Raw genomic sequence first — 8,266 nt, forward strand, 5'->3', positions numbered from 1 at the left:
CAACAGGGGTGTAGGAGAGCGAGCCTACCCGCTCATGCTGAGCCAAACGGGTGACTCGGGCCTCGTGGCCTGAGTCACCATCGCGCCGACAGGCCCCTCGCAAGGGGCCTCACCTGCGCTTTCCCGGGTGCGGGGCTACCGCCCGGCTCTGCTCATCCGGCCCGCCGATGCTGTTTGGGACGAGATCGTTTCTCGACGTACATCCGCTCGTCAGCCGATTTCAACACCTCGTCCGCCGTCATCCCGCAGTGTGCCCACCCGATGCCGAAACTGGCGCCGACGCGCATCGCGCGGCCGTCGACCCGGATCGGCTGGATGATCTCGTTGCGCAGGCGGACGGCGAGGTCCTGGGCGTCGGCGCGGCCGAGCCCGTCGGCGAGGACGACGAACTCGTCACCGCCGAGCCGGGCGACGGTGTCGCCGTCGCGCACGCCCCGGCTGAGCCGGCGGGCCACCTCGATGAGGACGGCGTCGCCCGCGTTGTGCCCGAACCGGTCGTTGATCGACTTGAAGCCGTCGAGGTCGCAGAAGAGCACCGCGAGCCCCTTGGTGCCGTCGTCCCGCTCGTTCTCGGGCGCGACGGTGTGCACATGGTGGTCGAAGGCGTCGTACGGCCCGCCGACCGTGTGGAAGTCGAAGGCGTGCCCGGCGTTCCCGGCGGCCTCGTACGCGTCGAACGACGGGTGCGGCTGCTGGGCGGCCGGGTGCTGGGCGATCCCGAAGTCGCCGTACTGTGCGAAGCCGTCCGCGAAGTTCTCGCCGAAGGTGGCGTCCATGGAGTCGGCCGCCGCGCCGGCCGGGAGCGCCTGGGGGCGCTGGCAGAGGCGGGCGGAGAGCCGGGAGCGCAGCTCGGCGGAGTTCGGCAGGCCGGTCAGCGCGTCGTGGGAGGCGCGGTGGGCGAGCTGGAGCTCGCGGCGCTTGCGCTCCTCGATGTCCTCGACGTGGGTGAGCAGGAAGCGGGGCCCGTCGGCGGCGTCGGCCACGACGGAGTTGCGCAGGCTGACCCAGACGTATGTGCCGTCGCGGCGCCCGAGCCGCAGCTCGGCACGGCCGCCCTCGGCGGAGGTGCGCAGGAGCGTGCCGATGTCCTCGGGGTGGACGAGGTCGGAGAAGGAGTACCGGCGCATGGCGGACGCGGGCCGCCCGAGGAGCCGGCAGAGCGCGTCGTTGGTGCGCAGGATCCGGCCGTGCTGATCGCCGCCCATCTCGGCGATGGCCATACCGCTCGGGGCGTACTCGAACGCCTGACGGAAGGATTCCTCACTGGCCCGCAGCGCCTGCTGCTCCCTTTCGAGCCTGACCAGTGCGCGCTGCATATTCGCACGTAGACGCGCGTTGCTGATGGCGATGGCGGCCTGGAAGGCGTACATCTGGAGCGCCTCGCGCCCCCAGGCGCCGGGCCGGCGGCCGTTGCGCGGCCGGTCGACGGAGATGACCCCGAGCAGCTCACCGCAGGAGGCGCCGCCGGCGCCGGGTGTGTACATCGGCGCGAAGAGGCGGTCGGAGGGGTGCCACTCGTCCTCGAAGCGGGGTGCGGGCCCGTCGGTGTACCACTGCGGCACGTCGTCCTCGTCGAGGACCCAGCCCTCGGTGTGCGGTATGAACCGCAGGTCGCCCCAGGCCTCACCCATGGTCAGCCGGCGGTCCCAGGCGGCGCGGGAGCCGACACGGCCGGTGATCAGGGCCTCGGCGGCGGAGTTCCCGGAGAGGGCGGCGACGACCAGGTCCCCGTCGGGGCGGACGAGATTGACGCACGCCAGCTCGTACCCCAGGCCGTTGACCACACCGTCGGCGACGGTCTGCAGCGTGTCGGCCAGGCTGCGTGCGGTGTTCATGTCCGCCATCACCTGGTGCAGCTGCCGCAGCGTCGTCAGACGGACGTAAGGCTCCGACTCGGTTTCCATTCGCCCTCCCCCCGAGATCTTGTGGCAGCTCCAGGCTCCAGGGTTGCTATCCGGCGTAACTCATGGGCTTACTACCGCTTACAGTTCCTGCTTACAGCTTGCAGCGTCCCCGCCACTGAATCACAGCGCGAAGCCCACTCGGTACACAGGGTCAACAAAATATGGCTCCTGTGACTCAAGTCACAACAAAACCTGAGCAATTGAGTGGAGTTTATGCGTTTCCAGCATGCGCTTCCTGAACAGAATTCAGGACTCTGTGTAGACCCTGTGAGCGGTGATGACCGAGTGCGCTGACAGGGTAGACGGACTCTTTCGAGCCAGCCTTCGAGCCAGCCTTCGAGCCAGCCGGAGAGAGCGCCGGACGGACCGGAACCGGCCGGCGCCGCAACCCCGCCCCCGCCCGTCCGGCTCGATCCAGGTCCCAGGACCGGCGAGGACGACCTAGGTCCCAGGACGGGCGGGAAGGTGGATCTCCGGCCGGATGCGGCGGACGACGGACGCGGACTAGCGTGCCGACGTGCCGAAGCCCTCAGCCTCTTCTTCCACGCCGCCCCTGCCCCCACCGCCCCCGTCCGCACCGTCCCTGTCCCCGCCGCCCGTGTCCCCCCGACCCGCTTACCCGCGACCCGCTTACCCGCGACCCCAGGTGTCTCCCCCGCCTCCCCAGGCCCCCTCTCCCCTCACACCCCCTGGGGATCACCTTCCCCGCCCCGGCGGGCATGCTGAGGGGGTGAGCGAAGACGAGTTCCGTGCCGCGATGTCCCGCCTGGCGGCGGGTGTGGTCCTGGTGACCGCGCACGAGGCGCAGCTGGACCCCGAGGGGCCGCGCGGCGAGGACGTCGGCATGACGGCCACGTCGTTCATGTCCGTGTCCCTCGACCCGCCCCTCGTCCTGGTCAGCCTCCGCGAGGGCTCCCGGATGGACGACCTGCTCGCCGAGCAGCCCCTCTGGGCCGTCTCCGTCCTCTCCGAGCACCAGCGCACCATCGCCGGCCGCTTCGCCATGAAGGGCCGCGTGAGCGACCGCCTGCTCTTCGAGTCCGTCCCCCACACCCCCGGTCCCTTCACCGCCGCGCCCCTGATCACGGACGCCCTGGCCACCCTCGAATGCCGCACCGAGCAACGCGTGCCCGCCGGCGACCACACCCTGGTCATCGGCCGGGTCCTGGAAACGAAGGTGCCGGGCACGGAGGGCGGCCCGCTGACGTACTTCCGGGGAAGGTACCGACAGTTGGGATGAGGGGGATCATTCCCCACCGCAGACAGCAAACAGCCCCAGGCGCCCGGCCCCACGGCCGACCTCCGCGCCCCCCGCCAACCGCTCGGTTTCAGCCACGCCCCCTCACGGGCGTCGCCCACTCCGCGAGCAGACCGAGCATTCGGTAGGCGACGACCCGCAAATGCGCCCGGCACGCCTCGACCGGCCGGACGTGAAATTCGCCGGAGCCCGTCGACGACTTTCCCCTCGCGGCCGTGATCACGGTCATTCCCTCACCGCGACAATGTCGATCGGGCCCCTCCCGTCCGACAACGCCGAATCGTGAAATCCCCACGCGCCCGAACGCGAAAAACGACCGGTCAGGGCGGCCACCCGTAAACGCCGCACGGACCGGCCGCAGCCGAAAACCGGACCCCAAGGGCCTGTCGCTGGGATCGCGCCTGGGCGCGGGGCCGGCACGCACATCTCCCGCGTTGTCGTCGGTCCCCAACTCCCCCGTTCGAACGACCTCGCGCGGAGGGGGCCCCATTCGCGTTGACTCCTCGCCGCCTTGCAGCTGCACGTCTGCACGCACCGAGCCCCGCTCACCGGCAGTCATCAAGGTGCCGTAGCCGGCGTCGTGCGCCCGCCGGGGATTACGGGACAGCCCTCAGCCCCAATCCCGCCCGGACCGCCCCCGCTTGGTCTCGGACCGCTGCTTCTTCTCCCGCAGCCGCCGCTCGTTGATCCCCTTCGGGATGCGGGTCGGCCGACGTGGCTTCGGCGGCGGGGCGGTGGCCTCCGCGAGGAGCGCGGCCAGGCGTACGGCGGCGGTCTCCCGGTTTCGCCACTGTGAACGGTGCTCGGAGGACCGGACGCTGACGACCCCGTCGACGAGCCGCCCGGCGAGCCGCTCCAGGGCCCGCCGCTTCCACACCTCGGGCAGCGCCTCGGTGTTGGCGAGGTCGAACCGCAGCTCGACCTGCGAGTCACTGGTGTTGACGTGCTGTCCGCCCGGACCGGAGGACCGGGAGAAACGCCACATGAGCTCGGCCTCGGGGACGGAGACGGAGCCGCGGATGGTGAGGCCTCTGGAGGGCGGACCCCCAGGCCCCCGGGAAGGACCGGACATGCCCCCATGGTCACCCGGCGCCCCGACGGAAGTCACCCGCTTTTCCCACTCTCCGCCCCTTGGGTAAAGAAAGTAAAAACCCCTGGAACCTCTGGCGCCCCTCTCTGCGTTCATAGGGGTACAGGTAGCTTCGTCCCCGGCACGAAGCCCGTAAGGCACGTACGCAACGAGGGAAGGACTCCCAACCATGGCTGTAAGCCTGTCCAAGGGTGGCAACGTCTCGCTCACCAAGGAGGCTCCGGGCCTGACCGCCGTCACCGTGGGCCTCGGCTGGGACGTCCGTACCACCACGGGCACCGACTTCGACCTGGACGCCTCGGCCATCGCGGTCAACACCCAGGGCAAGGTGTACTCGGACGCCCACTTCGTCTTCTTCAACAACAAGCAGACCCCGGACCAGACCATCGTCCACACCGGTGACAACCGCACGGGCGAGGGCGCGGGCGACGACGAGGCGATCAACGTCAACCTGGCGGGCCTCCCCGCCGACGTCGACAAGATCGTCTTCCCGGTCTCGATCTACGACGCGGAGAACCGCTCGCAGAACTTCGGCCAGGTCCGCAACGCCTACATCCGCATCATCAACCAGGCCGGCGGCAGCGAGATCGCCCGCTACGACCTCTCCGAGGACGCCGCCACCGAGACCGCCATGGTCTTCGGCGAGCTCTACCGCAACGGCGCCGAGTGGAAGTTCCGCGCCGTCGGCCAGGGCTACGCCTCCGGCCTCGTCGGCATCGCCCAGGACTTCGGCGTCAACGTCTGAGCCCCCTGGAGCCCAACCCCGAGGGCCCCGCCCGACACCCTGTCGGCCGGGGCCCTCGGCGTCATATCCGCCACTCCCCCGCGTACCGGATGTGCAGTCGGCCGGGCACGCCCCGACGGAAGCGGGGGCCGGGCCAGGGGCCCGAGGTGAGTTCGACGCAGTAGTGGGACGGGGGCGGGTGGTGGTGGGAGTGGGACGGGGCCCGGGTGACGAGGTCGCGGAGGGCCGTGCCGTGTTCGCGGAAGGCGGTGGGGCTGCCGATGACGAAGAGGGTGTGCGCCGCGATGTCGAAGGACAGGTGGTCGCGATACGTGGGACAGGTCCGTCGCCGGTAATCGATGGCGGTCTCGTCCGGGAAGTCGTCGTCGGGGGTGGCCGCGGTGTGGGGCCGCCCCCGGCCCAGCCTGGCCCGTACCTCCTTCCACGACCCGGTCGGGAACTGCAGGCTGTGGTGGGCGAGGACGAGGTCCAGGGCGACCGGTTCGCCGTCGCTCGTGATGCCGTCGGGGGCCCGGTTCGTCCGGATCGGCAGATGGATCAGCGACCGGGCGGAACGGGCGGCCAGCGACCACAGGGCGACCAGTTGCTCCGCGCTGGACCGGTCGACGTACATCGACAGCCAGTGGTGGTCGTCGCGCAACGCCAGGCGGACAGGGGTCGACGCCGACGCCGGGGACGGCTGGACCACCCGGATCTCCTGGCCGCCCAGCCGCACCTTGTGCACGCGCACTCGCTGTTCCACACGCCTCCTCGGCCACCCCAAGTCCGAACGCACTGCAGGCCCGCGGTGAGCTGCGGAGCTCCGCGTTTTCCGGGCCCCGGCGGCTCCGCTCGACGGGGCGATGTCCGACCTCGTCGACAGCGTGCGGGCATGTTGCTGCTCGCGCCCCTCCGCACCGCCGAGGAGGGGACCGTCCCCGGCCGAGCGCGGACGCCCCTGCACGGTCCTGCGCATGCCCCTCCCCACCGACGGCCCCACGTCAACGGCCCAGGTCGCCGGCCCCTTCAGGCCCGCGTCCGCCCGGCCGGGGCTCACGCCTCCTCCGGCTTCCCCTCCCCGTACAGCCACTCCTCCCAGATCGGGGTGAGGTCGGCGTCCGGGGCCGTCTTCTCCGCGTGTTTCTCGGCGTACGCGGTGAAGTCCGACGTGCTCGCGTTGCCGTGGCGGCGGGCCGTGGCCCAGCCCTTGAGGAGGTCGAAGAAGGCGTCGTCGCCGATGGCCTCGCGGATCTTGTGCAGGACCATCGCGGCGCGCTCGTAGACGGGGCTGTCCGAGATGTGCGCGGCGCTCGGCGGCCTCGCGGGCGGGAACGCCCAGACCGCCTCGTCGTCCTCGGTGTCGTCGAAGTACTCGCCCTCGTAGAGCGCGTCGAACATGTCCTGGGCGGTCTCGCCGCCGTGGTCCTCCTGCCACAGCCACTCCGCGTACGTGGCGAAGCCCTCGTTGAGCCACATGTCCCGCCAGCTCTTCGGGGTGACGGAGTTGCCGTACCACTGGTGGGCCAGTTCATGGACGAGAGTGCTGGTGTCGGGGGCGCCGGGGAAGACCGGGCGGTTCTGCGTCTCCAGCGCGTACCCCGCGTCCTCTCCCCGCTCGACTATCGCGCCGGTGGACGAGAAGGGGTACGGACCGAAGTTGATCTCGGCCCATTCGATGACGTCGGGTATACGGTCGAGGGTCTTCCGGCTGTCCTCGGCCTCCTCGGGGTCGACGGCTGTGTACACGGGCAGTTTCTTCCCGCCCGCCGTGGTACGCCGGATCTCGTACGCGCCGATCGCGACCGTCGCGAGATAACTCGCCATCGGTTCGGCAGAGTGCCAGGCGAACGTCGTACGGCCGTCCTTCGTCGACTCACTGCGCAACTCCCCGTTCGAGACGGCCTGAAGACGCTGCGGGACGGTGACCCTGATGTCGTACGCCGCCTTGTCCGAAGGGTGGTGGTTGCCGGGGAACCACGCCATCGAACCCGCCGGTTCGCCGAGCGCGAGCGCCCCGTCGGCCGTGGGCAGCCAGCCTTCCTCGGAGCCGTCCGCGTCGGTGATCGTCCGCGGGCGGCCCGAGTAGCGCACCGTCGTACGGAACGTCCTCCCCTTCTCCAGCACGTCCTGCGGCCGGACGGTCAGCTCCTGCCCCGCCCGCTTCCACCGGGCCTCTCCGCCGTCGACGGTGACGGACTCGACCTTCATGCCCTTCAGGTCCAGATGGAACGCGCTGAGGTCCTGCTTCGCCCGCGCCGTGACGACGGCCTTCCCCTCGACGTGCTCCTCGACGTCCTCGCCCCGCTTGACGCCGACATCGAGGCTCAGGGCGTAGTGCGTGACGTCGTAGCCGCCGTTGCCGAGCTTCGGGAAGTACGGGTCCCGCAGCCCCGCGGCACCCGGCCTGCCGGTGCCGGAACCCGCAGCCTCGTCCGTGCAGGAGGTGAGGGTGAACGTCAGGGTCGCCGCCAGCAGCGCGGCCGGGACAACCGGTAAGGATCGGGACATGTCCAAGATCCTATGGGGGACATGACACCATCGCCTACGTGCTCGACATCGGCTACGCCCTCTCCAACCGCTTCCCGGACCCGCCGCAGGCGGACTACCGCCGCGTCGACGTCCACACGCTGCGGCACGACCTCTTCTGCGGTGACGTCTACCTCGCCGACACCAAGGAGGACCGGGAGCTGTCCACAGCCTGGGGATGGGTGCCGGTGCTGGACTTCGCGTGGGCGCTCTGCGACATCGTCGAACAGCTGGACAAGGACCCCGCGGGATCCCGCGCGTCCCGGCCGCAGCACGCGGAGCTGGACTTCACCGAGTCGACCGACCGCATGCTCTTCGAGCGCCGCTTCGGCTGGGTGGACATCGAGGCCGACTGGATGCCGGCCGAGGAACCCCCGCTCACCTTCTCCCACGCCGAACTCCGCAGGGAGGCACGGGACTTCCTGCACGACCTCGTCGCCGACCTGTGCGACCTGCACGAGGACCTCGCCGACAACCCGGCGATCTGGACCCTCCAGGCCCGCTTCCCCAGAGTGGGCTAGGGCCTGTCGTTTGGATCAAGCCGGCTTCGGGCTACGGCACCTGCATGGCTGCCGGTGAGCGGGGCTTGGTGCGTGCAGCTGCAAGGCGGAGGAGGGCGTCAACGCGGAGCGTTGGCAACCGACGACAACGCGGCAGATGTGCGTGCCAAGAGCTCCGAACAAAAGGGGAGTCCGATCAGCTTGCGGCGTATGGTGCGTGCGATCGCAAGGCGCCGGAAGCTCCTCGTAGCGGAGCTACTAGGG

Annotated in this window: 7 protein-coding genes; 3 read left to right on the forward strand and 4 right to left on the reverse strand. The window is 70.4% G+C overall.

Annotation, left to right across the window (positions count from 1 at the left end; genetic code table 11):
• Positions 1–152 precede the first annotated feature (152 nt).
• Positions 153–1,904 (reverse strand): diguanylate cyclase CdgB, encoded by a 1,752-nt coding sequence (gene cdgB, locus ACZ43N_RS30155; protein ID WP_468102050.1) that lies wholly within the window; start codon positions 1,902–1,904, stop codon positions 153–155.
• A 730-nt stretch (positions 1,905–2,634) separates the two neighbouring features.
• Here cdgB and ACZ43N_RS30160 point away from each other — a divergent pair.
• Positions 2,635–3,144, forward strand: a complete 510-nt coding sequence (locus ACZ43N_RS30160) for a flavin reductase family protein (protein ID WP_468102051.1) — start codon at positions 2,635–2,637, stop codon at positions 3,142–3,144.
• A 628-nt stretch (positions 3,145–3,772) separates the two neighbouring features.
• Here the strand turns inward: ACZ43N_RS30160 and arfB are convergent.
• Positions 3,773–4,234, reverse strand: coding sequence for an alternative ribosome rescue aminoacyl-tRNA hydrolase ArfB (gene arfB / locus ACZ43N_RS30165; RefSeq protein ID WP_468102053.1), 462 nt, complete (start codon positions 4,232–4,234; stop codon positions 3,773–3,775).
• A 187-nt stretch (positions 4,235–4,421) separates the two neighbouring features.
• Between arfB and ACZ43N_RS30170 the strand changes: the two genes are divergently transcribed.
• Entirely contained in the window at positions 4,422–4,997 is a 576-nt protein-coding gene (locus ACZ43N_RS30170; protein WP_468102054.1) for a TerD family protein, read from the forward strand.
• 61 nt (positions 4,998–5,058) lie between these two features.
• Here the strand turns inward: ACZ43N_RS30170 and ACZ43N_RS30175 are convergent, their stop codons facing one another.
• A complete protein-coding gene (locus ACZ43N_RS30175) occupies positions 5,059–5,739 on the reverse strand; it encodes a hypothetical protein (protein WP_468102056.1) in 681 nt (226 codons plus the stop codon).
• Between the two features lie 290 nt (positions 5,740–6,029).
• On the reverse strand, positions 6,030–7,484 hold the full coding sequence (locus ACZ43N_RS30180; RefSeq protein WP_468102058.1) for a M1 family metallopeptidase: 1,455 nt from the start codon (positions 7,482–7,484) through the stop codon (positions 6,030–6,032).
• Between the two features lie 38 nt (positions 7,485–7,522).
• Between ACZ43N_RS30180 and ACZ43N_RS30185 the strand changes: the two genes are divergently transcribed.
• A complete protein-coding gene (locus tag ACZ43N_RS30185; RefSeq protein WP_468102060.1) occupies positions 7,523–8,023 on the forward strand; it encodes a hypothetical protein in 501 nt (166 codons plus the stop codon).
• Positions 8,024–8,266 lie beyond the last annotated feature (243 nt).

Source organism: Streptomyces sp. NPDC030814 (genome assembly GCF_055572155.1).

What these genes read in the sequence shown, in the direction of transcription:
- ACZ43N_RS30170 (WP_468102054.1), top strand. Translation starts at nt 4,422, where the DNA reads ATGGCTGTAAGCCTGTCCAAGGGTGGCAACGTCTCGCTCACCAAGGAG.
- arfB (WP_468102053.1), bottom strand. Translation starts at nt 4,234, where the DNA reads ATGTCCGGTCCTTCCCGGGGGCCTGGGGGTCCGCCCTCCAGAGGCCTC.
- ACZ43N_RS30180 (WP_468102058.1), bottom strand. Translation starts at nt 7,484, where the DNA reads ATGTCCCGATCCTTACCGGTTGTCCCGGCCGCGCTGCTGGCGGCGACC.
- cdgB (WP_468102050.1), bottom strand. Translation starts at nt 1,904, where the DNA reads ATGGAAACCGAGTCGGAGCCTTACGTCCGTCTGACGACGCTGCGGCAG.